Here is a 24,437-nt window from a genome sequence, read left to right as displayed (position 1 = left end):
CGTGGGTGGCCTGCTCCGCTTCGAACGCCTCCAGTCGGGTCGGTTCGGGTGCACGGATCGGCTCTGGCTCGGGTCGAGGCTTCCTCCGGTGGAACCAGCCACGCCCCCCGCCATGCGCCATGCCACTCTCCTGACCCGTTCGACTTCCCGCCACCCGGACAGCGGCGATCTTCGACACCCCAGCCTAACTGCCACCCCGGACGGCGTTCGTGCTCGACTTCGACGTTTCGCGACCTGCCGCCCGGTATCCCGACGGACGCAGTGAAGCTCGTGCGTCTGGTCCGTTTCACGTGAAACAGGTGCGCGCCCATGATCGCCCGCGACCGACCCCAGCATTTCGGGCACATTCCCGGCGGATCGTTTCACGTGAAACGTCCTCGCGACGACGTGGCCACCTTGGGCAGGGCTACGTTGTCGTTGGCGTCGGTCACGCGGAACGCTCGTGGACGATTCGCTCGCATCGCACCATTCATCGACCGCGGCCTCCTCGGGCGAACCGGATCGTCAACGAGCTCGCCCACGTGCGCGCCCCCGGTCGCGACAGGAATGCGACCATCGCGCGGGAGCTCGCGGCCCTCGGACGGCACCACGACCTGGCCGGTCTTGGCACCGGGCGACTCGCCGCCCTCGGTGCGGCACCTCGGCGATGCGCCGACCAGTACCGGACTCAGGGGGTCTCGGGGAAACTCAGAGCCGATGAACGCCTTCGATGCAGCCGAGCCACGGACACCGCGGCCGTTCGAAGGATCAGGCGGTGTGGTTCGGGGCGCACGATGTCGCAGGAGGTGTCGTCCTTGGCGAAGTATTCCTCGCCGTTTCACGTGAAACATGCGAAGACGCGATCGGGCGATCACGCCGGTCACCTCCCGTGGAGGCAACCACTCGTTTTGCCCACGTGCAGATCGACGCGCCGGCGACGACCGACCCAGAATTCGGCGAGGACACAGGTGGTGCGGGCGACTCCAAACCGGCGCCATATGCGCAAACTCGCCAGTTCCCATGGCGCGGTCGTGGCGGAAGACTGGCGTCACGACGGCGATGGAAGGACCTGACTCATGTCGCGCAACCCCTATCAGCTCGGCCTCGTGATCGTCGGCGGCGTTCTCCTCCTGCTCGGGTTCATGCTCGTCATCGTCGTCGTCGAGCTGACCGACTACGCACCCTACGACGAAGTGCAGGTCGCGACGTTGCGTGGGTCGATTCTTCTGCTCGTCGGAATCGCCACCACGATGATCACCGGCTCAGCCGTGATCGGCGGTGCCGCGTGGGCCTTGCGTCATTCCTCCGGGCAGGCCGGCTCGAGTGACGGACCTCATGGCGCGGATGCAGACTCGCTCGCAAGCGAAATGGCTCGCGACACGTGAGCTCGCCCGAGTTCGTTCGTGGCGGACGCGACGGACGAATCCACCATCACGGCCACTCCGAACTCGGACGGCCGCGGAAGACGGACGTCGTAGTTCGATGCATCCACGCTCGACCACGCGCCCCACGCCAACGGCTTGCATCCTGAGCGTGCGGCGGAGCTCGAGAGGCCAACACATCTGTCGACGTCACACCCACTCCCTGATATTGCAGGACAGAGCGATCCCTCGCCTTCTCTGATTGACTTGGCGGGAGGGCACTGGACGACCGTTGGAAGTCGCCGCGACACTCAGGATGAGTCGAAGGCGTTGGCCCACGAGAAACACCACCGGCTCCGCTTCACGCCAGATCACTCCCAAGCAAAGGTGATCGTCACTGAGACCGATTGTCGTATCGTCGACCCGAACTCCGTTTCGGCATGCGACGGGCGCGACGGGTGCCGTTTCACGTGAAACGTCGTTGCAGGTTCACAACCTGAGGTCGATACATCCTTCTCAACGGAAGGAGCCCGCCAGACATCGGCTCCGAGCCCTTCTCCGCCGAACCGTCGACGCGACCTCGGAGTCGACGTGCGCGATCGACGCGTCGAAGCGGAAATCACCTGACGTTCGATTCGGCGGGGCGACGTCGGTGGCACACGTTGCATGGAAGGGACACCCCGACGTGGTCACGACCGCGTGTACCCCGTCTCCGACCGACTCCTAGGCCTGAACGGGCACGCGGGCGCGGAACACACGCGTCACGTCATCCACGACACCCTCGCCCAGAACGACCACTTCGACGTCCTGCAGGCGGTACTTGCGGATCGCCTTCTCGGCCGCGCCGATCTCGCCCTCGACGCCGCCGCCCTTCATCAGCACCAGTTCACCGCCGGGACGGAGCAGGGGGGCGGTGATCGGGATGAGCGTGCGGAGCGCGCTCACGGCGCGAGCCGTCACCTGGTCGAGGCGGCCCTTGAGCTTCGCCTCCTCAGCACGAGCGCGCACCACATCGACGTTGTCGAGACCGAGTTCGCCGACCTGGCGGTTCAGCCAGGCCACGCGTCGCTCCATCGGCTCGATCAGCGTCAGGTGCACATCGGGTCGCGCGATCGCCAACAGGATCCCGGGAAGGCCGGCGCCGGAGCCGACATCGCCGATCAGACCGGATCGCAGGAGCGGCGCGACCAGTCCGGAGTTGACGACGTGCCGAGACCACAGTCGCGGCAGCTCGAGCGGGCCGATGAGGCCGAGTTCCTCCCCGTACTGGGCGAGGTTCTCGGTGAAGCGTCGCGCGGTGGGAAGGTGCTCGCCGAAGACGGCCGCCGCAGCAGCGGGTTCGGGCTCGAGCGCCTCGCGCCAGCCGGGGGAGGGGTCAGTCATGTTTCACGTGAAACGGTGCTGCGGATCTCAGCCGACTCGGGTGATCACCGTGTGACGCTCGGAACCCTCACCGCGCGACTCCGAGTGGAGACCGCGCTCGGCGACGAGGTCGTGCACGAGCTTGCGCTCGTACGACGACATCGGCGGCAGCGCCGCCTCGGCCGCGCCCGCTTCGATGCGCTCGGCGGCACGGCCCACGAGGCGTGCGAGCTCGTCGCGACGCGCGTCGCGCGAGCCGCCGACGTCGAGGATGAGCCGCGAGAAAACGCCGGTCTTGGTCTGCACCGCCAGGCGCGTGAGCTCCTGGAGCGCCGTGACCGTCTCGGGGCGGGCGAGCACGGCGAGGTTCGTCCCCTCGCCGGCGTGCACGGACACGTAGGCGCGGCCGTTGCGCGCGTCGATGTCGATGTCGCCGTCGAGGTCGCAGATGTCGAGCAGTTCCTCGATGTAGTCGGCGGCGATGTCGCCCTCCTCCTCGAGCTGCTCGAGGGTGCGGGTCGCGGCGTCGTGCTGGACGTCGGTCATCGAGGTCACTTCCTGTTCTGCTTCTTCGCGCGGTTCTTGCTCACCGGCTGCTGGCGCTGCGTGGTGGGCTTCTTCGCGACATCCTGAGCGGACTCGGACGGCGACTCGATCACGAGCTTGCCCTTGCGGGCCAGACGCGCCTCGCGCGCCTTCGCCGCCTCGCTGCCCGGAGTCGGCATGTTGCGGATCACCACGAACTGCTGACCCATGGTCCAGAAGTTCGAGACGAGCCAGTAGAACATGACGCCGAGCGGGAAGGCGACGCCCGACACCGCGAACACGAGCGGGAGCAGGTACAGCAGGATGCGCTGCTGCCGGAACATGGGGCTCGCCTTGGTCTCGGGCGACATGTTCTTCGAGACGATCTGCAGCTGGGTGATGAACTGCGACGCCGTCATCAGGACGATCATCGTCAGGGCGATGATGAGCGTCGACATGCTGAAGGGGTCACCGGCGATCATGAGGTTCCACTCGCCGATGAACGTCGACTTGAGCGGAGCGCCGAGGAACTCGGAGTTCGCGAACGAGTTCGCGAGCTCCTGCGTCATCGGGCCGACGCCCGCCTTATCGTGCTGCGCGTCGTTGAGCACCGAGAAGAGGCCGAAGAAGATCGGCATCTGCAGCAGGAGCGGCAGGCAGGACGAGAGCGGGTTGGTCCCGGTCTTCTTGTAGAGCTCCATGGTCTCGCGCGACATCGCTTCGCGCGAGAACTGGTCCTTCTTGCCCTTGTACTTGTCCTGGATCTTCTTGAGCTGCGGCGCCACCTCCAGCATGCGGCGCTGGCTCTTGATCTGGCGGACGAAAATCGGGATGAGCGCGGCGCGCACGACGAGCACGAGGCCCACGATCGAGAGCACCCACGTCACGCCCGCATTCGGGTCGAGTCCGAGGAACGACCAGAACGAGTGGAACGCGACGAGGATCAGCTCGATGGCCCATTTGATGGGCCACAGGATGATGCTGATGATGTCCATTGGAGCGGGTCAGTCCTTCCGGGACGTGATGGGGGAGTGCTCGGTGCCCACGGCGTCGTGGGCGAGGGATGCCACGGCATCCGGGGCGGGAGTGACCGGCGGGTGCGTGTGACCGGCATGCCGGTCGGGCACGGGCGTCGACGCCCGGCGGCGTCCGGACCGCGCGATGCCGGCGTGCCGACCGCCAGGACGCGAGGACGACGCCCACCCGGGTGGGATGACGAAGCCGAAGCGCGTCATGTGGAAGCGCCGACGAGCCGGCATCCGCACGTCGTCGACGCCGCCGGCAGACCACGGGTTGCAGCGCACGATCCGCCAGGCCGTGAGCGCCGACCCCACGACGAGGCCGCGGTGCTGGACCGAGCCGAGGCCGTAGGCGGAGCACGTGGGGTAGTAGCGGCAGACATCGCCGTACAGGGGGGAGACGACGGCCCGGTAGGCGCGGATGAGCAGCACGCCAACGTTGCGGGGGAGGAGCCACACGAACCAGGCGAGGTCGCGCACGTCAGGGCCCTTCTGCGGCGGTCGCGGCAGGCGCGAGCGCCGGACCGCGACGACGATTGCGGGAGACGGCGGTCGCGACATCCGCCCGTAGCGCAGGGTAGTCGGCGGCCGCCGCACTCGGAAGCGCACGGACCACCAGGTCGACCGCGGTCAGTCCGTCGTCGACGAGTTCGCGGCATGCCGCCTTGAGCCGGCGACGCACGAGATTGCGGCGCACGGCCGAGCCGACCTTCTTGGACACGATGAAGCCGAAGCGCGCGTCGGCGCCCGCCTCCGTCGAGCGGAGATAGCTCACGGAGTGGGCACCGGCGACCTTGGCACCTCGGCGCACGATGAACCGGTAGTCATCGGCGCTCGTGATGCGGTTGGCTTTGGCGAGCACCGAGGAACTTACGCGGAGAGCTCGGTGCGGCCCTTGGCGCGACGGGCCGAGAGGATGGCGCGACCGGCGCGCGTGCGCATGCGGGCGCGGAAGCCGTGCTTCTTGGCGCGGCGGCGGTTGTTGGGCTGGAACGTACGCTTGCTCATTCTTCTTCTCCGGCTTGGGATCTCCGCGCACGGACGCGTCACAGGTGCGTCGGCGGGAAAACTCGGTGCCCGAAAGGGCTGCGGTCAACTGATTAAAACTACGGCCTGCGGATGCCGCGGTCAAACCGAGGCGCACTCCTGACCTGACATTCTCCACCGATCCACAGCTTCGTGCCCGGATCGACACGCCGGGGACCTCCTCGATCCTCGAATCGGCATTTGTCCGGGCCACTGCGATTCGCTAGCGTGTGAGACCAGTTATCCCCAGCCTGCACAGCGGAAATCCGCGCTTCTCGCAGCTTCGCTCACAGGCGGTGGAGAGCTGTGGACACATCACCTCGGGCCGCTCGACCTGTCGTTCGGGGGACGACGAGCGGCCGAACGACGGTGCCTTGAAGATTGCGGGGAGCAATGACCGAACAGCCCATTTCCGACACATGGGCGACCGTCCTCGATCGGTTGTCGGACGATGAGGCGATCACGCCGATGCTCCAGGGCTTCCTCAACCTGGTCGAACCCAAGGGCATCGCGGCCGGCACGTTCTACCTCGAGGTCCCGAACGACTTCACCGCGAGCATGCTCAACCAGCGCATGCGAGTGTCGCTGCTGTCGGCGATGAGCGTGATCGATGCGCCGTCGCCGGTCACCTCGTTCTACGTCGTCGTGAATCCCGAGCTCGAGGAACTGCGCCAGCCCGAGATGCAGCCCGGCGGGAACGGGATGGGCCTCGCCGGCGGCCCGACCAGCCTCTCGCCGATGGGCGGCGGCCTCACGGCCGTGCCGGATGGACCCGCCGGCCTCGTCGACTCGCCGGTGCCTCCCGCGGCGATCTTCGACACCAACCCCGATCGGCCCCGCGACGCGCGGCTGAATCCCAAGTATTCCTTCGACAGCTTCGTCATCGGGCAGTCCAACCGATTCGCGCACGCGGCCGCGGTCGCGGTCGCCGAGGCGCCGGCGAAGGCCTACAACCCGCTCTTCATCTACGGCGACTCGGGCCTGGGCAAGACCCACCTCCTGCACGCCATCGGCCACTACGCCATGAGCCTGTACCCGGGCATCCGCGTGCGGTACGTCTCCTCCGAGGAGTTCACGAACGACTTCATCAACTCGATCGCGAACAACCGCGGCTCGCTCTTCCAGCAGCGCTACCGCAACATCGACATCCTGCTCATCGACGACATCCAGTTCCTGCAGGGCAAGGCGGAGACCCAGGAGGCGTTCTTCCACACCTTCAACACGCTGCACGACCACAACAAGCAGGTCGTGATCACGAGCGACGTGCCGCCCAAGCACCTCACGGGCTTCGAGGACCGCATGCGCAGCCGCTTCGAGTGGGGCCTCATCACCGACGTCCAGGCGCCCGACCTCGAGACCCGCATCGCGATCCTGCGGAAGAAGGCGCAGAACGAACACCTCCAGGTCCCCGACGACATCCTCGAGTACATGGCCTCGAAGGTCTCGAGCAACATCCGCGAGCTCGAGGGCACGCTCATCCGCGTGACGGCGTTCGCGAGCCTGAACCGCACGCCGGTCGACATGCCCCTCGTGCAGACGGTGCTCAAGGACCTGATCACGGATGACGCCGACAACGTGGTCGCGCCGGTCGACATCATCACCGCCACCGCCGACTACTTCAAGCTCACGGTCGACGACCTGTACGGTTCGAGCCGCTCGCAGGCCGTCGCGACGGCGCGTCAGATCGCGATGTACCTGTGCCGCGAGCTCACGAGCCTCAGCCTGCCGAAGATCGGACAGCTCTTCGGCAACCGCGACCACACGACCGTGATGTACGCGAACAAGAAGATCTCCGAGCTCATGAAGGAGCGTCGCTCCATCTACAACCAGGTCACCGAGCTCACCGCGCGCATCAAGCAGAACTCGCGCTTCCGCTGATCCGGCGTCGCGCGTCGCAGGACGACCGGCCCGTTCGGCGACCCTCGAAACGGACGCTCGAGCGATTCCGCACAGGTGTGGACAATCTGTGGATTGTTGACGAGCAACCGCGCCACGACTGTTGAGACGCCTCGTGGGGCTGTGGAAAACTCCGCACGGCGTGCGCACCGGCCATGAGCCGACCGCACCGGTTTCCACACACCGTGCACAGCCCGGATGGCGCGCTTCGCCCGTCGTCTCGCGGATCACCGCACACCATCCACAGTTTCCACACCGGTTAACACCGTTAAGAGATAGAGGGTTATGCCAGGGCTCCCGACAACCTCGGAGTCGGAAGCGGATCGGAGCCCGGAAATCCCGGCACCGGGAATGACCGTCCGGATAGCATGGGAGCCGATCCAGCCCTCCACGACGGGAGAACCGTGAAGTTCCAGGTCAATCGCGACGTCTTCAGTGAGGCCGTGTCCTTCGCCGTCAAGCTGCTGCCGCAGCGCACGACCCTGCCGATCCTGTCCGGGGTGCTGATCCAGGCGAGCGGCGACGGGCTCGTGCTCTCCTCGTTCGACTACGAGGTCTCCTCCCGCACCCAGATCCAGGCCGACGTCGAGGAGCCGGGCACGGTGCTCGTCTCGGGCCGACTGCTCGCCGAGATCGCCGGCCGGCTGCCGAACGCGCCCGTGAAGGTCTCCACCGAGGAATCGCGCATCTCCGTCACCTGCGGCTCGGCGAGCTTCACGCTGCTCTCCATGCCGGTCGAGGAGTACCCCTCCATCCCCGAGATCGGCGAGCAGACCGGCGTCGTGCCGGCCGAGGAATTCGCGTCGGCCGTCGCGCAGGTCGCGGTCGCGGCATCCCGCGACGATGTCACGCCCGTCATCACCGGCGTACAGCTCGAGGTCCGCGAGAACCACCTCAGCCTCGTCGCGACCGACCGCTACCGCGTCGCCATCCGCGAGATCGACTGGGACGGCGGCGGGGTGGCCGGCGACGGCGACGCCGGGCTCGCGGCCCTCGTGCCCGCGCGCACGCTGCAGGAGGTCGGCAAGACGTTCGGCCATTCCGGCACGATCTCGGTCGCGATCACCAGCCGCGACGATCGCGAGCTCATCGCGTTCAGCGCCGACCGCAAGACCGTGACGTCCCTGCTCATCAAGGGCAACTTCCCGCCCGTGCGCCGGCTCTTCCCCGACACGGTCGACAACTACGCCGTCGTGAACACGGCCGAGCTCATCGAGGCCACGCGTCGCGTCGCCCTCGTGCTCGAGCGCGAGGCCGCGCTCCGCTACACCTTCACGCCCGACGGGCTCACGCTCGAAGCGATCGGCAGCGAGCAGGCGCAGGCCTCCGAGTCGATCGACGCGATCCTCACCGGTGACGAGACCGTCGTCTCGCTGAAGCCGCAGTTCCTGCTCGACGGCCTGCAGGCGGTGCCGAGCGAGTTCGTCCGCATCTCGTTCACGAAGACCGAGAATCCCAACAAGCCCGGGCCGGTGCTCATCACGAGCCAGACCTCGCGCGAGCAGGCCGGCGCCGACAGCTACCGCTACCTGCTGCAGCCGAACCTCCTGCTGAGATAGGCCTCTGCGGGTCGAGGAGGTCGCGAAGCGATCGTCTCGAAACCCGGCCTCAGGAGGTCCCGAGACGCGCGTCAGGTGCTCCTCGACCGACACACCCGCGCTGTCGGTTGCTGGGGGTAGCGTGGTGGTTCGCGAGAAGGGAGCGGCACCGTGCACGTCGCCAGGCTCTCGCTCACCGACTTCCGGAACTACCGCCGGGCCGACCTCGCCTTCGGACCGGGTGCGACGGTCATCGTCGGGCGCAACGGCCAGGGCAAGACCAACCTCGTCGAGGCGATCGGCTATCTCGCCACGCTCGGATCGCACCGGGTGTCGAGTGACCAGGCGCTCATCCGTGCCGGCGCCGACGCCGCGATCGTGCGTGCGGTGCTCGCGCACGGCGGACGCGAAGTGCTGCTCGAGCTGCAGCTCAACCGGCAGGGCGCCAATCGCGCGCAGGTGAATCGTGGCGCCGCCAAGCCGCGCGACCTCCCGCGCTACGCCCACAGCGTGCTGTTCGCGCCCGAGGACCTCGCGATCGTCCGCGGCGAGCCCTCCGTCCGACGCCGCATGCTCGACGAGCTGCTCGTGCAGCGCACGCCGCGCCTCGCGGGCGTCATGAGCGATTACGAGCGCGTCCTCAAGCAGCGCAACTCGCTGCTCAAGAGCGCCCGCGCCCGCGGGCTCGCGGCGGCGCAACTGCCCACGCTCGACATCTGGGACGAGCGACTCGTCGCGCTCGGCGCCGAGCTCATCGACCGCCGGCTCGAGCTCATCGACGAACTGCGCGAGCCGGTCGCTGCGGCGTACCGCTCGATCGTCGACGCCGACCACGCGCCCGAGCTCCGGCCCGTGCTCTCGGTCGACGGTGCCGATCCCGACGACGAGGCGACGGATGGCGCGGCCGCAGGCCCGACGGCGACCACCGACCCGACCACCGCCGCCTCGGGTTACCGCGGTGCCGCCGACTCCACCACCACCGCCGAGCGATTCGCCGCGACGCTCGCCGCGCTCCGCCGCAAGGAGCTCGAGCGGGGCATCACGCTCGCGGGTCCGCATCGCGACGACGTGCAGCTCCTGCTCAACGGCCTGCCCGCCAAGGGGTACGCCAGTCACGGCGAGTCCTGGTCGTTCGCGCTGTCGCTCCGGCTCGCGGCGGCCGAGCTGCTGCGCCGCGACTCGACCACCGGCGACCCCGTGCTGGTGCTCGACGACGTGTTCGCCGAGCTCGACCGGCTGCGCCGTGAGCGACTCGCGGCCGCGATCGGCGGGTACGAGCAGGTCCTCATCACCGCGGCCGTGCTCGAAGACGTCCCCGAGCCGCTCGCGAGCCGGGTCGTGCGCATCGACGCGGGCCAGATCGTGGACCCGGGCGCCGCGACGGAGGACGCCGCGGTCGAGTCGACCGGCGCCGGCCCCGCCGACGAGCGTCAGCGGGAGGCATCCGGTGTCTGAGGCCGCTCGCACCTACCAGCACTTCCGCGAGATCTTCGGCGGCGAGCCCCGGATCCGGCCCGGACGGGCGCGCTCCCGCGCGCCCGAGGCTTCCGGCAGCGAGCCGTTCACCCCCGGCCGCGATCCGAGGTCGCTCGGCTCCGCCATCGACCAGCTCACGTCGCAGCTCGGCTGGACCGGACCGCTGTCGCAGCACGAGCTGCTCGCGACGTGGCCCGACATCGCCGGCGACGAGATCGCCCGCCACTCCGAGCCGATCGCGATCGAGGGCGGCGTGCTCCAGGTGCGCTGCGAATCCACGGCGTGGGCCACCCAGCTGCGGATGATGCGCGGCGAGCTGCTCGCGGCGATCCTCGAGCGGTTTCCGGGCGCGGGGGTCGAGACCATCCGCTTCCAAGGGCCGGATGCCCCCACCTGGAAAAAGGGCCCCAGATCGGTTCCAGGGCGCGGTCCACGCGACACCTACGGCTGAGAAGGCAAAATCGGTCACTTCACCCGTGTCGACCCCTCAGATCGGCGCGGAGCCGCCGAGCGCACGGCCGGACTTGATAGGATCAAGGGTCGCCAGAACGACGGTTTGGAGCCCGATTCACCCATGACAGCGGAACCGACGAAGGCCCAGGGTGCGCCCGAATACGGCGCCGACGCGATCCAGGTTCTCGAGGGCCTCGAAGCGGTCCGCAAGCGGCCGGGCATGTACATCGGCTCGACCGGCCCGCGCGGTCTCCACCACCTCGTGTACGAGATCGTCGACAACTCGGTCGACGAGGCGCTCGCGGGCTTCGCGACCGACATCGACGTGACGATCCTCGAAGACGGCGGCGTGCGTGTCGTCGACGACGGTCGTGGCATCCCCGTCGACATCCACAAGACCGAGGGGAGGTCCACGGTCGAGGTGGTGCTCACCGTCCTCCACGCCGGCGGCAAGTTCGGCGGCGGCGGATACGCCGTCTCGGGTGGCCTGCACGGAGTCGGATCATCCGTCGTCAACGCGCTCTCGAGCCGGCTCGACGTCGAGGTGCATCGCCAGGGGCACGTGTGGCGCCAGTCCTACCAGGTCGGCGTGCCCGATGCGCCGCTCGCGCAGGGCGAGGCGAGCGACGCGACCGGCACGACCATCACGTTCTGGCCGAACCCCGACATCTTCGAGACGGTCGACTTCGACTACGAGACGCTCCGCACCCGGTTCCAGCAGATGGCGTTCCTCAACAAGGGGCTGCGCATCACCCTGACCGACCTGCGCGTGGGCCACGTCGAGATCGACCCCGAAGACACGCCCACCACCGGCGCGATCACGATCCCCGCGCAGCGCACCGACACGTTCCTCTACGAGCGCGGCCTCGTCGACTACGTCGAGAACCTCAACCGCTCGAAGAAGGCCGATCTCGTCAACGACGAGATCATCTCGTTCGAGGCCGAGGACGTCGATCGAAAGATCGCGCTCGAGGTCGCGATGCAGTGGACCACCGCCTACACCGAGTCGGTCCACACCTACGCCAACACCATCAACACGCACGAGGGCGGCACGCACGAAGAGGGCTTCCGCGCGGCGCTGACCACGCTCGTCAACCGATACGCGCGCGAGAAGGGCATCCTCAAGGAGAAGGACGACAACCTCTCGGGCGACGACGTCCGCGAGGGCCTGACGGCCGTCATCTCCGTGAAGCTCGGCGAGCCGCAGTTCGAGGGCCAGACCAAGACCAAGCTCGGGAACACCGAGGCGAAGTCGTTCGTCCAGCGCGTGGTGGGCGACCAGCTCGGCGACTGGTTCGACCGCAACCCCAACCAGGCGCGAGACATCATCCGCAAGGCCCTCCAGGCCGCGACCGCCCGCATCGCCGCGCGCAAGGCGCGCGAGGCGACCCGGCGCAAGGGCTTCCTCGAGACCAGCGGCATGCCGGGCAAGCTCAGCGATTGCACGAGCAAGGACCCGACGATCTCCGAGATCTTCCTCGTCGAGGGCGACTCGGCCGGCGGCTCGGCCAAGACCGGCCGCAACCCGGAGACCCAGGCCATCCTGCCGTTGCGCGGCAAGATCCTGAACGTCGAGAAGGCGCGGCTCGACCGCGCGCTCGGCAACGCCGAGATCCAGGCCATGATCACCGCGTTCGGCACCGGCATCGGCGAGGACTTCAATGCCGAGAAGGCGCGGTACCACAAGATCGTGCTCATGGCCGATGCCGACGTCGACGGCCAGCACATCACGACGCTGCTGCTCACGCTGCTGTTCCGCTACATGCGGCCGCTCATCGAGATGGGCTACGTCTACCTCGCGCAGCCGCCGCTGTACCGCATCAAGTGGTCCAACGCCGACGACGACTACGTGTACTCCGACCGCGAGCGCGACGCCGTGATCGCCGACGGCCAGGCGTCCGGACGGCGCCTGCCCAAGGAGAACGGCGTCCAGCGGTACAAGGGCCTCGGCGAGATGAACCACCAGGAGCTGTGGGACACGACCATGAACCCCGAGACCCGTACCCTGCTGCAGGTCACGATGGACGATGCTGCCGCGGCCGACGAGATCTTCTCCACCCTGATGGGTGACGACGTCGAGAGCCGGCGCTCGTTCATCCAGAAGAACGCGAAGGACGTGCGTTTCCTTGACATCTGACGTGATCGACCCGGGCGCCGGCGACGGCGAGGGCTTCGGCATCCACGGCCGCATCGACCAGGTCGACCTGCATCTCGAGATGCAGCGCTCCTACCTCGACTACGCGATGAGCGTGATCATCGGGCGCGCGCTGCCCGATGTCCGCGACGGCCTCAAGCCGGTCCACCGCCGCGTGATCTACACGATGTACGACGGTGGGTACCGTCCCGACCGGGCGTTCTCGAAGTGCACGCGCGTCATCGGCGACGTCATGGGCCAGTTCCATCCGCACGGCGACAGCGCGGTCTACGACTCGCTCGTTCGCCTCGTGCAGCCGTGGGCGCTGCGCTACCCGCTCGCGCTCGGACAGGGCAACTTCGGCTCGCCGGGCAACGACGGCGCCGCAGCCCACCGGTACACCGAGACCAAGATGTCGCCGCTCGCCATGGAGATGGTGCGCGACATCGAGGAAGAGACCGTCGACTTCCAGGACAACTACGACGGCCGCACGCAGGAGCCCACGGTCCTCCCGAGCCGGTTCCCGAACCTCCTCGTCAACGGCTCGGTCGGCATCGCGGTCGGCATGGCCACGAACATCCCGCCGCACAACCTGCGCGAGGTGGCGGATGGCGCGCTCTGGGCCCTCGAGCACCCCGAGGCATCCCGCGAGGAGCTGCAGGAGGCGCTGATCCAGCGCATCAAGGGACCCGACTTCCCGACCGGGGCCCAGATCCTCGGCGTCAAGGGCATCCACGACGCCTATCGCACGGGCCGCGGCTCGATCACGATGCGCGCGGTCGTCAGCGTCGAGGAGATCCAGGGCCGCACGTGCCTGGTCGTCACCGAGCTCCCGTACCAGGTCAACCCCGACAACCTCGCCATCAAGATCGCCGACCTCGTCAAGGACGGCAAGCTCACGGGCATCGCCGACATCCGCGACGAGACGTCGGGCCGCACCGGCCAGCGCCTCGTGATCGTGCTCAAGCGCGACGCGGTCGCCAAGGTCGTGCTGAACAACCTCTACAAGCACACGCAGCTGCAGGACAACTTCGGCGCGAACATGCTCGCGATCGTCGACGGCGTGCCGCGCACGCTCTCGATCGACGGGTTCATCGCGCACTGGATCGACCACCAGGTCGACGTGATCGTGCGACGCACCGAGTTCCGCCTCCGCAAGGCCGAGGAGCGCATGCACATCCTGCGCGGCTACCTCAAGGCGCTCGACGCGCTCGACGAGGTCATCGCGCTGATCCGCCGCTCGGCCACGGCCGACGACGCCCGCGACGGCCTGATGAAGCTGCTCGACATCGACGACCTGCAGGCGCGCGCCATCCTCGAGCTGCAGCTTCGTCGCCTGGCGGCGCTCGAGCGCCAGAAGATCATGGACGAGGCGGCCGAGCTCGAGCGCCAGATCGCCGACTACCGCGAGATCCTCGCCTCGCCGCTGCGTCAGCGCAGCATCATCTCCGACGAGCTCCGAGAGATCACCGCCAAGTTCGGCGACGAGCGTCGCACGCACATCGTGCCGGGCTTCGACGGCGACATGTCGGTGGAAGACCTCATCCCCGAGGAGGAGATGGTGGTCACCGTCACGCGCGGCGGGTACGTCAAGCGCACGCGCAGCGACAACTACCGGTCGCAGCATCGCGGCGGCAAGGGCGTGCGCGGTGCGCAGCTGCGTGCCGACGACGTCGTCGACCACTTCTTCGTCACGACCACGCATCACTGGCTCCTGTTCTTCACCAACATGGGCCGCGTGTACCGCGCCAAGGCGTACGAGATCCAGGAGGCCGGCCGCGACGCCAAGGGCCAGCACGTCGCCAACCTGCTCGAGTTGCAGCCCGACGAGGAGATCGCCGAGATCCTCGACATCCGCGACTACGAGGTCGCGAGGTACCTCGTGCTGGCCACGCGCGATGGCCTCGTGAAGAAGACCGACCTCACGGCCTACGACACGAACCGCTCGCGCGGCGTCATCGCGATCAACCTCCGCGAGGGCGACGAGCTCGTCTCGGCCATGCTGGTCGACGAGCACGACGAGATCCTCCTCGTCTCGAAGAAGGGCATGTCGCTCCGCTTCGAGGCGACGGATGACGCGCTGCGGCCGATGGGTCGCTCGACCTCGGGCGTGAAGGGCATGTCGTTCCGGTCGGGCGACGAGCTGCTCGAGGCATCCGTCGTCGCCTCTGCCGACGCCGCGCGCAACGAGGCGTACCGCGATGAGGCGACGGGCGAACTCGTGAGCCCGTCCGATCGCTACGTGTTCGTCGTCACCGAGGGCGGCTTCGCCAAGCGCACGCCGGTCGAGGAGTACCGGCGCCAGCAGCGCAGCGGCTTGGGCATCAAGGTCGCCAAGCTGAACGACGAGCGGGGCGACCTCGCCGGCGCGCTGATCGTCGGCCGCGGCGACGAGGTCCTCGTGGTTCTTGCCAGCGGCAAGGTGGTACGCTCTGACGTCGCCGAGGTCCCCGCCAAGGGCAGGGACACGATGGGCGTCGTCTTCGCGAAGTTCGACGCCGCCGACCGCATCATCTCGATCGCGAAGAATTCCGAGCGGAATCTCACGGAGGAAGCCGCAGAACCCGAAGCGGCCGTGCCCGCAGGAGAGGAGTGACCGTCATGAGCAGCGTTGCCGAGAAGCTCGCCGGTAAGTCCAACCGAAAGCCCCCGGCCAAGCAGGTGCGCCTGCGCCTGGTGTACATCGACTTCTGGTCGGCGGTGAAGCTCTCGTTCCTCGTGGCCGTGTGCCTCTCGGTCGTGAACATCGTGGCGTCGTTCCTGATCTTCACGATCGTGCAGTCGACCGGCCTGTTCGAGAACCTCAACAGCCTGGTGCAGGATGTCGCGGGCGCCGGAACCGACCTTCGCTCGATCCTCTCGATCGGCAACGTGATGGGCTTCGCGATCGTGGTGTCGCTGCTCAACCTCGTGGTCACGACCGCCCTCGGAGCGGTCGTCGCGGTGCTCTACAACCTCAGCGTGAAGATCACCGGCGGCATCCTGGTGGGCTTCACCAACAGCTGATCCGAGCGGTGCTTCGGCTCGATTTCAGGATCCCCGCGACGTCGGGTAATCTGTCCTTCGGCCGAAATTCGGGGATATAGCTCAGGCGGTTAGAGCGCTTCGCTGATAACGAAGAGGTCCGAGGTTCAAGTCCTCGTATCCCCACTCCGCACAACTCCACATCCGGCGGGTGCCACGGCCTCCGCCCCCGGGGGCCTTAGCTCAGTTGGTAGAGCGCCTGCTTTGCAAGCAGGATGTCAGGAGTTCGAATCTCCTAGGCTCCACGTTCCACGTTCGGCCCGCCGGTTCCTCACCTGCGGGCCGAAGTCGTCTCCGAGAGGCGTTGCACCCGGCGCGGATTGGTAGCGTCGTCGTCATGCCGACTCGACCTCTGACGCCCGAACTCGAGGACGCGATCCGGATCGGCTACGAGCGACGCGACCGCTCCGACATGGGGCCGACGATCGCGTACTTCGCGGAACTCCTGGAGCGGCATCCCGACCATGCCGTGCTGACGTACGAGCTCGCGGGAGCCTATGACACCGCGGGCGAGGAATCGACGGCGCGCACGCTGTACGAACGCGCCCTCGACCTGGGAATCGAGGGCGATGCGCTCCGCCGGTGCCTGTGCCAGTACGCGAGCACGCTGCGATGGCTCGGCGAGCTCGATGCCTCCCGCGACGTGCTCGAGCGGGCGCGACGCACATTCCCGCAGTCGGATGCGGTGCGGGTGTTCTCGGCACTCACCAGCCTCGAGGCGGGGGCTGCGGACGCGGCGGTCGGAGAGTTGCTCAGCGTGGTGACCGATCACGCCGAGGTGACCGATCTCGGCCGCTGGGCCGAGGGGCTCCGCGGCCTGGCCGACTGGCTCGCCACCGGACGACCCGAGGCGTGACCCGGTGAGCACCCGGTCTTCCGACGCGCCGGACGCGACCGCCTCCATCGCCGCGCTCGCGGCGCGACTTCGCGCGGCCGGGTGCGTCTTCGCCGAGGAGGAGGCGGCGATCCTGCTCGAAGCCGCATCCGACGACCCTGCTCGCCTCGAGCACCTCGTCGAGCGGCGTGCGACCGGCGAGCCGCTCGAGCACCTCGTCGGCTGGGTGCACTTCGGGTCGCTGCGGCTGTCGGTCGGGCCCGGCGTGTTCATTCCACGCCAGCGGACGCTGCGCCTGGCGCGTGCCGCCGTGCGTGCGGCACGCGAGCAGCAACGGCCGGTCGTCCTGGAGCCGTTCTGCGGCGTCGCACCGCTCGCGGCAGCCGTCGCCGAATCCGTCCCGGATGCCGAGATCCACGTCGCGGACATCGACCCTGCGGCGCTCGAGCACGCGCGTCGGAACCTGCCGGCCGGCGCGGGTGTTCACCTCAGCGATGGACTCGCTGGAATTCCCTCCTCACTCCGGGGTCGAGTCACGCTCGTCGCCGCCGTCCCGCCGTACATCCCGAGCACCGAACGCCGGCTCGTGCCGCACGAGGCCCTCGAGCACGAGCCCGAGGCTGCCCTCTTCGCCGGTCCCGATGGTCTTCGGAACGTCGGCACGCTGATTGACGAGCTGGGCGGATGGCTCGCACCCGAGGGCGTGGTGCTCATCGAGCTGAACCGCCGTCAGTACCGGGCCGCGGCCGTGCTCGCGCGTCGATCCGGTTGGACGCCGCGGGCACGCCGAAGCTCCGACGGCCAGACGGTGCTGCTCGAGCTGCGCCGGGCCTGAGCCGTCGTCCGGTCAGTCCAGGCCCGCGATGATCTCGATGAGCTCCCGTCGGTCGTAGCCGTGTCGCCGTGCGAACTCGACGAGCTCGCGCGTGCGCTGCAGCACGGCGCCGCGTTCGGGGGCGCCGACGACCGACACTCCACGGCCGCGGCGGAACTCGAGGAGCCCCTCGTCGCGCAGCAACCGCAGCGCTCGCAGCACCGTGTTGGGATTGACGCCGAGCACGGCAGCCAAGTCTTTCGCGGGCGGCAGTCGTTCGCCCGACCGCGCCTCACCCTCGGCGATCGACCGCCGGATCTCTGCGGCGACCTGTTCGTACAGGTCGGCTCGGTCGCCGGGATCCAACTTGACATCGATCATGGTACTAATGATAATAGTTTCATCGGTTGGAGTGCAAGATGACCACCATTTCCACGCTCCGATCGCCAGGGCGATCGCACGATCGACTTGGCGATGCGACGTATCCCGACGAAACGGATCCGGTTCCCCGAACGGTGGAAACGGGTACGCCCCGTCCGACGATCGATGACCCACCGCCGGTACGCATCGACGATGGCGTCATCCACGAGGCGCAACGTCATGCGAAGCGCAGACGCATCGGGTACCTCGTCTGGGCGTGCGGCACCGCCTTGCTCCTCGCGGCCGGCACCTTCATGGCGATGGCAGGGCCGACCGCCGAATCGGGCCTTCTGAATGACGACGGCGGGGTCCCTGCGCCAGCGGCCGGCCGGGACGCGGATGTGGTCGCGGCATGGAGCCGAATCCACGCAGGATGGGTGTTCGTCTACGCCGACGGCCGCGTGCTCATCCACCCCGACACCGCGTCGGGCATCACGGAGATGCAGCTCTCCACCGCCGGTATCGAGGCGGTCCGATCCGGCGAGGTGCCGGCGGACTCGTTCGTCGTCGCCCCGTGGACGATTCCGACCTCCGCATGGGCGAACAGCGTCGCCCGTGAATACTCGTCGGATCTGAGCGCAGTCTGCCCGGATGCCGCGGCGACTCAGGCCGGCACGCTTCCGGCGCTCCAGGACCGGTTGCCGACGGCGGTCCGACGCATCCTCGCCGGAACGATCACCACCTTCGCCGCTGATCCGTACGGCATCGGCATGGCGCCGAACCTGGACGGGGCCGTGGAATGCTGGATCCTCACCCGCTCGCAGTCGATCGCGGTATGGGAGCAGTCACGCGGCTTCGAAGGCCTCGGCGGACCGGATGGCGAGTTCGTCTCAGGCCGGCACGATCAGGGTCAGTGGGGCACCCTGATCGATCCCGACGGAAGCTGGATCGGATTCAACGTGGAGCCCGTGCTCCCGCACGGCGGATTCGTGTTCTGGGGCGGTTGAACGCCGCGGGTACAGTTGCGGGATGGACATCCGCATCGCCGCGTACGGAGTCATCATCCGCGATGGCGCGATCCTGCTGTCCCACTGGAACGAGCACGGACGGTCGGCGTGGACCCTGCCCGGCGGCGGAATCGAGCTGCCAGAGCATCCGCTCGACGCGGCACGCCGGGAGATCCGCGAGGAGACCGGGTACCACGCCGAGATCGAACGACTGCTCGGCATCGACACGATGGTGGTGCCGGCTTCGAAGCGGCACCACGGCACTGCGCCGCTCTACGCGATGCGCGTGGTCTACCGCGCGCGCGTGGTCGGCGGCGAACTGCGCAACGAGGTCGGCGGGTCGAGCGATGAGGCGCGCTGGTTCCCGCTCGACGAGGTCGGCGCTCTCACGCGCGTGAGCCTGCTCGACATCGCCCTGCGGATGAACGAACGAGAGCCGGCCGACGGAGTGCCGCCGAAGAACTGATCCGCGCCGTCTTCACGCGATCGCGGCCGAGCGAATGGGAACGGCCCCGTCCGAGTACTGGACGGGGCCGTTCCGATCGGCTCACCTGCGGCGCACATGACGATCAGAGGGTCGTGGCGCGCAGGGCGAGGGTGGTGAAGTTCTGCTCGCGCAGGCGTTCGGCGTCGCGCTGGAGCTCGGCGCGGCCGGCGCGGTCGTCGCTGGTGCGGCGAGCCTCGGCCGACAGGCTCCAGGCGAGCAACGCCAGGCCGGCGCGGCGAGCGAGGCGCTCTCCGAGGCGGCCGGCCTCGGCGCGCATCGCTGCGGCCTGTTGCGAGGTCGAACGGGTGGCGGTGAGTGTGGTGTTCACGGTGGTTCCTTCGTTGGATGGGTGGTGCGAGCGGATGGCGCGCGCGAACGCGTGCGCCGGAGGTGACGTTGCATGCTCCCAGCACGTCGGCGCGGCATCCGTCATCGCGATGGCGACGACGCGTGGCGTCGGCTGCTGCAGAGGGTGGCGAGCTCGGTGCGAGGCTGCGTCTTGGACGCGCCGGCGTCGAGCGGTGCCGGAGGGACGAATGCCGGCTCGACAGGCGAGCAGGCGTCGTCAGGCGGGAACGGAGCCTGTGGTCAGCGCAGCGGAGCGCGCGACGTCAGCAGGTGCCGAAGGGGGCGCCGAGGAAGGCGACCTCCGTACGGATGGAATCACGGGTGTGCGGCATCATCATCGGGGTCTCGCCTCCTCTCATCGCTCTGGACTGCGCCGGATCGGCGCGCCGAGAAATGAACATAGCGGGTTCAGCTCTCGGGGCGCAAGCGTTCGATGCGCAATCATCGAGAAGTTCAGTGCGGGCCCTGACTTCGCCGTCGCCGGGGACGGCGAAGGCCCCCGGTCCGCGATGCGGTCGAGGGCCTTCGAGGACCGTGGGTCAGATGACGGGAGTCGGCGAGCCGTTGGCCGATCCGGACGACGACGCCGCGGTCGACGGCTCGTCGTCGGCCACCCAGAGCTCGTCGTCGGCGCGGAACGTCTGCCAGACGGCGTAGGCCACGCCGGCGGCCGCGACGATGCCGGCCCCGATGGCGAGGTAGGTTCCCACGCCGGGGCCCTTCTTCTCGACGACGACGCTCCGCGGTGACACGCGCTGGAGCGCGCGGCGGACTCGAGTGTCGTTGGCGATGTCGCCGATCGAGAGCAGCGATCCGACGGCGCTGCCGAGCGTGCGCTCGACCGAATCGCCGGCGCCGCGAGCGAAGCCGCGTGCCCGGTCGACGTTCGGGCGCACGTAGCTCTCGTATCCCGACCGCACGCGCGGAACGACCTCTTCCTGCGTCAGGAATCCGAGCTGCCGACGCGCCTCGCGTGCGACCTTGCTCGCGTGGTCCAGAACATCCTGCTGGTCCCCCCACAGGTCCTCTGCACTGCTGCGCAGCCGCTTGAGTTCCTTCCGGCGCTTGCGTGACAGGCTCATCTCGACCTCCATCGTTGTGCAGCGAACTCCTCCATCCTGCCACCGAACCCGCTGGAAGTGGGGTGGGAGTGCAGGGGGTTGCATACCTCGCGCCGAATCCCATCGTGAGAGAATCGACGCTATGCCGAATCCCACCGCAGTCGCGACGATCTCCACGAACCACGGCGACATCAAGGTCGACCTCTACGGCCACCACGCCCCGAAGACGGTCAAGAACTTCATCGGACTCGCCACCGGCGAGATCGAGTGGACGCACCCCGGCACCGGCCAGAAGTCCACCGATCCGCTGTACGACGGCGTCGTCTTCCACCGCATCATCCCGGGCTTCATGATCCAGGGCGGCGACCCCCTCGGCCAGGGCATCGGCGGACCGGGCTACCAGTTCGACGACGAGATCCACCCCGAGCTCGACTTCAACGATCCGTACGTGCTCGCGATGGCCAACGCCGGCATCCAGGGCGGCCGGGGCACGAACGGGTCGCAGTTCTTCATCACGGTCGGCCCGACCACGTGGCTGCAGGGCAAGCACACCATCTTCGGCAAGGTGACGGATGCCGCGAGCCAGGCGGTCGTCGACAAGCTCGCGTCCGTTCCGACCGACGGCCGAGACCGTCCGCTCGACGACGTCGTGATCGAGAAGATCACCGTCGAGCAGCGCTGAGCATCACGCGGTGAGCGACCCGGCGCCTGAGCGCTCGAACTTCTGCTACCGGCATCCAGACCGGCAGAGCTTCGTGCTGTGCCAGCGCTGTGGTCGCACCATCTGCGGCGAATGCCAGACGCCGGCACCCGTCGGCGTGATCTGCCCCGAGTGCATGCGCGAGCAGCGTGCCTCGGCGCCGCGGACGAGACCCGCGATCATCACTCGCGCCCGTGCGGCGACGGGGCGGGGTGCGCCGGTGGTGACGTATTCCCTGATCGGCATCACGATCGCGGTCTACCTGCTGCAGCTGATTCCCGGCTTGGGCATCACCGATTGGCTCTACTTCACCCCGCTGGCGATGAGCGAGATCGCATTCCAGCCGTGGCGCCTCATCACATCGGTGTTCGTGCACTCCACCGCGCTGATCTTCCACGTGTTGCTCAACATGTACACGCTGTGGATCTTCGGGCAGCTCCTCGAGAACGTCCTCGGTCGGAGCCGGTTCCTTGCGCTGTACCTGATCTCGGGTCTGGCGGGTTCGGTCGGGGTCATCTGGCTGGCCGATCACAACACGAGCGTCGTCGGTGCATCCGGTGCGATCTTCGGCCTCATGGGCGCGTTCCTCGTCATCCAGCGCCGACTGGGTGGCAGTGCCACCCAGTTGCTCATTCTGGTCGGCATCAACCTGGTCATCGGATTCATTCCAGGCCTCAACATCGCATGGCAGGCGCACCTCGGCGGACTGGTCGGCGGCGCGCTCGTCGGACTCATCTTCGTCGAGACCCGCAAGCGCGAGCAGCGAGGCCTTCAGGTCGGCCTGCTCGTCGGTCTCACGCTCGTGCTGCTCGTGCTGAGCCTTCGATACTTCTTCCTACCGTTCGCCTGATCGACCGGTTACACGCCGGTTATCCACAACGCTGTCCACAGTTGGGGAGAGTTACACCGGTGTCATTTCGCACGACGTGCGGAATTCCGGGGTTTCTCTGAATCCACAGGGTGTGGATGGTGTGGACAACCCTGTGGATGATGTGGATAACGTTGTGCAGCAAATGAAGAAGGGGCGGATGCCGCAGCATCCGCCCCTTCTGTCACCGCCGGCTCAGCGCCAGCGTGTAGTCATGAGGAAGCCCACGAAGGCGATGCCGAAGCCGATCAGGATGTTCCAGGAACCGAGCGCCGCCACGGGCAGTGCGCCCTGGCTGACGTAGAACAGGATGATCCAGAGAAGCCCCAGCAGCATGAAGCCGAACATGACGGGCTTGAACCAGACCGGGTTCGGCGCGTCCTCGCCGCTCGGCTGCTCCGCGCGTGCGGGCTTCGGTGATCTCGTGCGTGCCATGCGGGAGATTCTAGTCCACCGAGCCGAGGGCTCTTGCACGGGTGCCCCGCATCCCGGCGGTGCGCCCTCGGTGCGCGCATAGACTCTCGGGTATGCCCGGACGGGAGCCCGAAGCGCCGCACGGGCGCGACCCTGCCACGAGCATCGAGCCGGGCCGGTCCGGGTCCGAAGCGCGGGGTCGTCGCGGGCCGGGCGTCGCGGGCATCCTCGGCGAACTCCTGCTGACGGCGGGCGTGGTCATCCTGCTCTTCCTCGGATGGAAGCTCTGGTGGAACGACGCGATCGTGGCGTCGCAGCAGTCGGCCGCGGCATCCGATCGCTCGCTCGACTGGCTGGCCGAGGGCCGGGCCGGGTCCGACGACGCCTCGCCCGACCCGACCGACGGTGCCGATCCCGGCGTCCCCGTCGTCGACGACCGCGACCATGCCAATGCGGAGGCGTTCGCGGTCATGTACGTGCCGAGGTTCGGTGCCGACTCGCAGCGCACGATCGCCGAGGGCGTCGGGCTCGACGTGCTCAACAGCTACGACCTCGGCGTCGGGCACTACCCCGGCACGCAGATGCCCGGTGAGACGGGCAACTTCGCGATCGCCTCGCACCGCAGCGCCTACGGCGGCGGTATGCACGAGATCGAACAGCTCCAGCTCGGCGATGCGATCCACATCCAGACGCGCGACGGATGGTACACCTACCGATTCCGCGATCTGGAGTACGTCACGCCCGACGCGACCGAGGTGCTCGCCGCCGTGCCGCACCATCCCGACCTCGAGCCGACCGACCGCATCATCACCCTCACGAGCTGCAATCCGCTGTACTCGACCGCGGAGCGCATCATCGCCTACGGCGTACTCGAGTCCTGGCAGCCCGCGGCGGCGGGACCGCCCGCCGAGATCGCCGCCGACGTCGCGGCATGGGAGGATTGACATGTACGGTGCGCTCTGGCGGGTCCTTCCCGGGCCGGCATGGCTGCGCGTCAGCCTGCTGCTGGTGATCCTCATCGGCCTGGTCGCCGTCCTGTTCACCTGGGTCTTCCCCTGGGTCGACGGCATCATCAACCCAATCGACGTCACGGTGGAGCAATGACCCGGATCCTCGTCATCGACAACTACGACAGCTTCGTCTACACGCTCAACGGCTACCTGCAGGAGCTCGGCGCCGAGACCGACGTCGTGCGCAACGACGACATCCCCGTCGAGCAGGTCGCCGAGCGCATCGCCGAGTACGACGGCGTGCTCATCTCACCCGGTCCGGGCAAGCCGGCCGACGCGGGCGTCTCGATCCCGGTCGTCGAGGCCGCGCTCCGGTCGGGCGAGCCGCTGCTCGGCGTCTGCCTCGGGCACCAGGCGATCGCCGAGGCGTTCGGTGCGACGGTCACGAACGCCGAGGAGCTCATGCACGGCAAGACCTCGCGGATCACGCATGACGACAGCGCGTTCTACGACGGCGTGCCCCAGCCGTTCACCGCGACGCGGTACCACTCGCTCGCGGTCGTCGACGGGACGGTGCCCGACGAGCTCGTCGTCACGAGTCGCACGCACGGTGGCGTCATCATGGGGCTGCGCCACGAGGCCGCGCCGATCTTCGGGGTGCAGTTCCACCCCGAGTCGGTGCTCACCGAGGGCGGCTACCGCATGCTCGGCAACTGGCTCGCGGTCGCCGGGCTGACTGAGGCGCGTGAGCGTGCGCGCTCCCTCAGCCCGCTCGTGCGGGCGAGCTGATCGTCGGGCCG

26 protein-coding genes, 2 tRNA genes and 1 pseudogene are annotated in these 24,437 nt (G+C 68.2%); 19 read left to right on the top strand and 10 right to left on the bottom strand.

Annotated elements, in window-relative coordinates:
• The first annotated feature begins 1,055 nt into the window (after positions 1-1,055).
• A complete protein-coding gene (locus BLT99_RS14410; RefSeq protein ID WP_092673915.1) occupies positions 1,056-1,364 on the top strand; it encodes a hypothetical protein in 309 nt (102 codons plus the stop codon).
• A 699-nt stretch (positions 1,365-2,063) separates the two neighbouring features.
• On the opposite strand, the gene rsmG is transcribed toward BLT99_RS14410, so the two are convergent.
• The 6 genes and pseudogenes from rsmG to rpmH form a co-directional block, all read right to left on the bottom strand.
• Positions 2,064-2,723 (bottom strand): 16S rRNA (guanine(527)-N(7))-methyltransferase RsmG, encoded by a 660-nt coding sequence (gene rsmG / locus BLT99_RS14405; protein ID WP_092673912.1) that lies wholly within the window; start codon positions 2,721-2,723, stop codon positions 2,064-2,066.
• Between the two features lie 27 nt (positions 2,724-2,750).
• Positions 2,751-3,248 carry a Jag family protein gene (locus BLT99_RS14400; protein WP_092676449.1) on the bottom strand — a complete coding sequence of 166 codons (498 nt, stop codon included), beginning with the start codon at positions 3,246-3,248 and terminating at the stop codon, positions 2,751-2,753.
• A gap of 5 nt (positions 3,249-3,253) precedes the next feature.
• A complete protein-coding gene (gene yidC, locus BLT99_RS14395; protein ID WP_092673909.1) occupies positions 3,254-4,222 on the bottom strand; it encodes a membrane protein insertase YidC in 969 nt (322 codons plus the stop codon).
• A gap of 213 nt (positions 4,223-4,435) precedes the next feature.
• Positions 4,436-4,726, bottom strand: a pseudogene (yidD, locus tag BLT99_RS18325) (membrane protein insertion efficiency factor YidD); the annotation flags it as partial.
• Position 4,727: 1 nt separating this feature from the next.
• Positions 4,728-5,108 (bottom strand): ribonuclease P protein component, encoded by a 381-nt coding sequence (rnpA, locus tag BLT99_RS14385; RefSeq protein ID WP_092673903.1) that lies wholly within the window; start codon positions 5,106-5,108, stop codon positions 4,728-4,730.
• 8 nt (positions 5,109-5,116) lie between these two features.
• Entirely contained in the window at positions 5,117-5,254 is a 138-nt protein-coding gene (gene rpmH / locus BLT99_RS14380; protein ID WP_022879826.1) for a 50S ribosomal protein L34, read from the bottom strand.
• A gap of 411 nt (positions 5,255-5,665) precedes the next feature.
• Here rpmH and dnaA point away from each other — a divergent pair, with 411 nt between their 5' ends.
• The 11 genes from dnaA to BLT99_RS14325 all read left to right on the top strand — a co-directional run bounded on the left by dnaA (position 5,666) and on the right by BLT99_RS14325 (position 17,463).
• On the top strand, positions 5,666-7,150 hold the full coding sequence (dnaA, locus tag BLT99_RS14375; RefSeq protein WP_092673900.1) for a chromosomal replication initiator protein DnaA: 1,485 nt from the start codon (positions 5,666-5,668) through the stop codon (positions 7,148-7,150).
• A gap of 422 nt (positions 7,151-7,572) precedes the next feature.
• Entirely contained in the window at positions 7,573-8,727 is a 1,155-nt protein-coding gene (dnaN, locus tag BLT99_RS14370; protein ID WP_092673897.1) for a DNA polymerase III subunit beta, read from the top strand.
• 150 nt (positions 8,728-8,877) lie between these two features.
• Complete coding sequence (gene recF, locus BLT99_RS14365) at positions 8,878-10,161, top strand: DNA replication/repair protein RecF (protein ID WP_092673894.1); 1,284 nt, start codon at positions 8,878-8,880, stop codon at positions 10,159-10,161.
• Positions 10,154-10,633 carry a DUF721 domain-containing protein gene (locus BLT99_RS14360; RefSeq protein ID WP_092673891.1) on the top strand — a complete coding sequence of 160 codons (480 nt, stop codon included), beginning with the start codon at positions 10,154-10,156 and terminating at the stop codon, positions 10,631-10,633. Before recF ends, BLT99_RS14360 begins: the two co-directional genes overlap by 8 nt.
• A 123-nt stretch (positions 10,634-10,756) precedes the next feature.
• Entirely contained in the window at positions 10,757-12,772 is a 2,016-nt protein-coding gene (gene gyrB, locus BLT99_RS14355; protein WP_092673888.1) for a DNA topoisomerase (ATP-hydrolyzing) subunit B, read from the top strand.
• A 79-nt stretch (positions 12,773-12,851) separates the two neighbouring features.
• The gene (gene gyrA, locus BLT99_RS14350) at positions 12,852-15,365 is read left to right on the top strand and encodes a DNA gyrase subunit A (RefSeq protein ID WP_371874210.1); all 2,514 of its coding nucleotides are present in this window, start codon (positions 12,852-12,854) and stop codon (positions 15,363-15,365) included.
• 5 nt (positions 15,366-15,370) lie between these two features.
• On the top strand, positions 15,371-15,775 hold the full coding sequence (locus BLT99_RS14345) for a DUF3566 domain-containing protein (protein WP_092676446.1): 405 nt from the start codon (positions 15,371-15,373) through the stop codon (positions 15,773-15,775).
• A gap of 70 nt (positions 15,776-15,845) precedes the next feature.
• Positions 15,846-15,919 (top strand) — tRNA-Ile (locus tag BLT99_RS14340).
• 46 nt (positions 15,920-15,965) lie between these two features.
• Positions 15,966-16,038, top strand: a tRNA-Ala gene (locus tag BLT99_RS14335).
• Between the two features lie 92 nt (positions 16,039-16,130).
• Positions 16,131-16,649 carry a tetratricopeptide repeat protein gene (locus BLT99_RS14330; protein WP_092673882.1) on the top strand — a complete coding sequence of 173 codons (519 nt, stop codon included), beginning with the start codon at positions 16,131-16,133 and terminating at the stop codon, positions 16,647-16,649.
• Positions 16,650-16,653: 4 nt separating this feature from the next.
• Positions 16,654-17,463, top strand: a complete 810-nt coding sequence (locus tag BLT99_RS14325) for a N5-glutamine methyltransferase family protein (RefSeq protein WP_092673879.1) — start codon at positions 16,654-16,656, stop codon at positions 17,461-17,463.
• A 12-nt stretch (positions 17,464-17,475) separates the two neighbouring features.
• On the opposite strand, the gene BLT99_RS14320 is transcribed toward BLT99_RS14325, so the two are convergent.
• A complete protein-coding gene (locus BLT99_RS14320) occupies positions 17,476-17,823 on the bottom strand; it encodes a GntR family transcriptional regulator (RefSeq protein ID WP_092673876.1) in 348 nt (115 codons plus the stop codon).
• Positions 17,824-18,239: 416 nt separating this feature from the next.
• Here BLT99_RS14320 and BLT99_RS14315 point away from each other — a divergent pair, with 416 nt between their 5' ends.
• Both BLT99_RS14315 and BLT99_RS14310 read left to right on the top strand, forming a co-directional pair.
• Positions 18,240-18,809, top strand: a complete 570-nt coding sequence (locus BLT99_RS14315; RefSeq protein ID WP_133988364.1) for a hypothetical protein — start codon at positions 18,240-18,242, stop codon at positions 18,807-18,809.
• A 22-nt stretch (positions 18,810-18,831) separates the two neighbouring features.
• Positions 18,832-19,275, top strand: coding sequence for an NUDIX hydrolase (locus BLT99_RS14310; protein ID WP_092673870.1), 444 nt, complete (start codon positions 18,832-18,834; stop codon positions 19,273-19,275).
• Positions 19,276-19,378: 103 nt separating this feature from the next.
• On the opposite strand, the gene BLT99_RS14305 is transcribed toward BLT99_RS14310, so the two are convergent.
• Positions 19,379-19,624, bottom strand: a complete 246-nt coding sequence (locus BLT99_RS14305; RefSeq protein WP_092673868.1) for a hypothetical protein — start codon at positions 19,622-19,624, stop codon at positions 19,379-19,381.
• A 559-nt stretch (positions 19,625-20,183) separates the two neighbouring features.
• A complete protein-coding gene (locus tag BLT99_RS14300) occupies positions 20,184-20,726 on the bottom strand; it encodes a hypothetical protein (RefSeq protein WP_092676443.1) in 543 nt (180 codons plus the stop codon).
• Between the two features lie 121 nt (positions 20,727-20,847).
• On the opposite strand from BLT99_RS14300, the gene BLT99_RS14295 reads away from it, so the two are divergent.
• Both BLT99_RS14295 and BLT99_RS14290 read left to right on the top strand, forming a co-directional pair.
• Positions 20,848-21,387 carry a peptidylprolyl isomerase gene (locus tag BLT99_RS14295; RefSeq protein WP_092673865.1) on the top strand — a complete coding sequence of 180 codons (540 nt, stop codon included), beginning with the start codon at positions 20,848-20,850 and terminating at the stop codon, positions 21,385-21,387.
• 10 nt (positions 21,388-21,397) lie between these two features.
• Positions 21,398-22,255: a rhomboid family intramembrane serine protease gene (locus BLT99_RS14290; protein WP_092673862.1), complete on the top strand. Its 858-nt coding sequence runs from the start codon at positions 21,398-21,400 to the stop codon at positions 22,253-22,255.
• A gap of 213 nt (positions 22,256-22,468) precedes the next feature.
• Here BLT99_RS14290 and BLT99_RS14285 read toward each other — a convergent pair whose 3' ends face one another.
• Entirely contained in the window at positions 22,469-22,708 is a 240-nt protein-coding gene (locus tag BLT99_RS14285; protein ID WP_092673859.1) for a cell division protein CrgA, read from the bottom strand.
• A gap of 92 nt (positions 22,709-22,800) precedes the next feature.
• On the opposite strand from BLT99_RS14285, the gene BLT99_RS14280 reads away from it, so the two are divergent.
• From BLT99_RS14280 to BLT99_RS14275, 3 genes are read left to right on the top strand one after another with little or no spacing between them, the layout of a single operon-like run.
• Positions 22,801-23,631 (top strand): class E sortase, encoded by an 831-nt coding sequence (locus tag BLT99_RS14280; RefSeq protein ID WP_092673856.1) that lies wholly within the window; start codon positions 22,801-22,803, stop codon positions 23,629-23,631.
• 1 nt (position 23,632) lies between these two features.
• Entirely contained in the window at positions 23,633-23,791 is a 159-nt protein-coding gene (locus BLT99_RS17790; protein WP_166670865.1) for a hypothetical protein, read from the top strand.
• Positions 23,788-24,426, top strand: coding sequence for an anthranilate synthase component II (locus tag BLT99_RS14275; RefSeq protein WP_092673853.1), 639 nt, complete (start codon positions 23,788-23,790; stop codon positions 24,424-24,426). Before BLT99_RS17790 ends, BLT99_RS14275 begins: the two co-directional genes overlap by 4 nt.
• Positions 24,427-24,437: the final 11 nt, after the last annotated feature.

This window comes from Agromyces flavus, from assembly GCF_900104685.1.
Classification (GTDB): Bacteria; Actinomycetota; Actinomycetes; order Actinomycetales; family Microbacteriaceae; genus Agromyces; species Agromyces flavus.
Note: the sequence above shows the minus strand (reverse complement) of the source record. Positions and strands in the feature narration are given on the sequence as shown.

What these genes read in the sequence shown, in the direction of transcription:
- BLT99_RS14410 (WP_092673915.1), top strand. Translation starts at nt 1,056, where the DNA reads ATGTCGCGCAACCCCTATCAGCTCGGCCTCGTGATCGTCGGCGGCGTT.
- rsmG (WP_092673912.1), bottom strand. Translation starts at nt 2,723, where the DNA reads ATGACTGACCCCTCCCCCGGCTGGCGCGAGGCGCTCGAGCCCGAACCC.
- BLT99_RS14400 (WP_092676449.1), bottom strand. Translation starts at nt 3,248, where the DNA reads ATGACCGACGTCCAGCACGACGCCGCGACCCGCACCCTCGAGCAGCTC.
- yidC (WP_092673909.1), bottom strand. Translation starts at nt 4,222, where the DNA reads ATGGACATCATCAGCATCATCCTGTGGCCCATCAAATGGGCCATCGAG.
- rpmH (WP_022879826.1), bottom strand. Translation starts at nt 5,254, where the DNA reads ATGAGCAAGCGTACGTTCCAGCCCAACAACCGCCGCCGCGCCAAGAAG.
- dnaA (WP_092673900.1), top strand. Translation starts at nt 5,666, where the DNA reads ATGACCGAACAGCCCATTTCCGACACATGGGCGACCGTCCTCGATCGG.
- gyrB (WP_092673888.1), top strand. Translation starts at nt 10,757, where the DNA reads ATGACAGCGGAACCGACGAAGGCCCAGGGTGCGCCCGAATACGGCGCC.
- gyrA (WP_371874210.1), top strand. Translation starts at nt 12,852, where the DNA reads ATGCAGCGCTCCTACCTCGACTACGCGATGAGCGTGATCATCGGGCGC.
- BLT99_RS14345 (WP_092676446.1), top strand. Translation starts at nt 15,371, where the DNA reads ATGAGCAGCGTTGCCGAGAAGCTCGCCGGTAAGTCCAACCGAAAGCCC.
- BLT99_RS14330 (WP_092673882.1), top strand. Translation starts at nt 16,131, where the DNA reads ATGCCGACTCGACCTCTGACGCCCGAACTCGAGGACGCGATCCGGATC.
- BLT99_RS14320 (WP_092673876.1), bottom strand. Translation starts at nt 17,823, where the DNA reads ATGATCGATGTCAAGTTGGATCCCGGCGACCGAGCCGACCTGTACGAA.
- BLT99_RS14310 (WP_092673870.1), top strand. Translation starts at nt 18,832, where the DNA reads ATGGACATCCGCATCGCCGCGTACGGAGTCATCATCCGCGATGGCGCG.
- BLT99_RS14300 (WP_092676443.1), bottom strand. Translation starts at nt 20,726, where the DNA reads ATGAGCCTGTCACGCAAGCGCCGGAAGGAACTCAAGCGGCTGCGCAGC.
- BLT99_RS14295 (WP_092673865.1), top strand. Translation starts at nt 20,848, where the DNA reads ATGCCGAATCCCACCGCAGTCGCGACGATCTCCACGAACCACGGCGAC.
- BLT99_RS14285 (WP_092673859.1), bottom strand. Translation starts at nt 22,708, where the DNA reads ATGGCACGCACGAGATCACCGAAGCCCGCACGCGCGGAGCAGCCGAGC.
- BLT99_RS14280 (WP_092673856.1), top strand. Translation starts at nt 22,801, where the DNA reads ATGCCCGGACGGGAGCCCGAAGCGCCGCACGGGCGCGACCCTGCCACG.
- BLT99_RS17790 (WP_166670865.1), top strand. Translation starts at nt 23,633, where the DNA reads ATGTACGGTGCGCTCTGGCGGGTCCTTCCCGGGCCGGCATGGCTGCGC.
- BLT99_RS14275 (WP_092673853.1), top strand. Translation starts at nt 23,788, where the DNA reads ATGACCCGGATCCTCGTCATCGACAACTACGACAGCTTCGTCTACACG.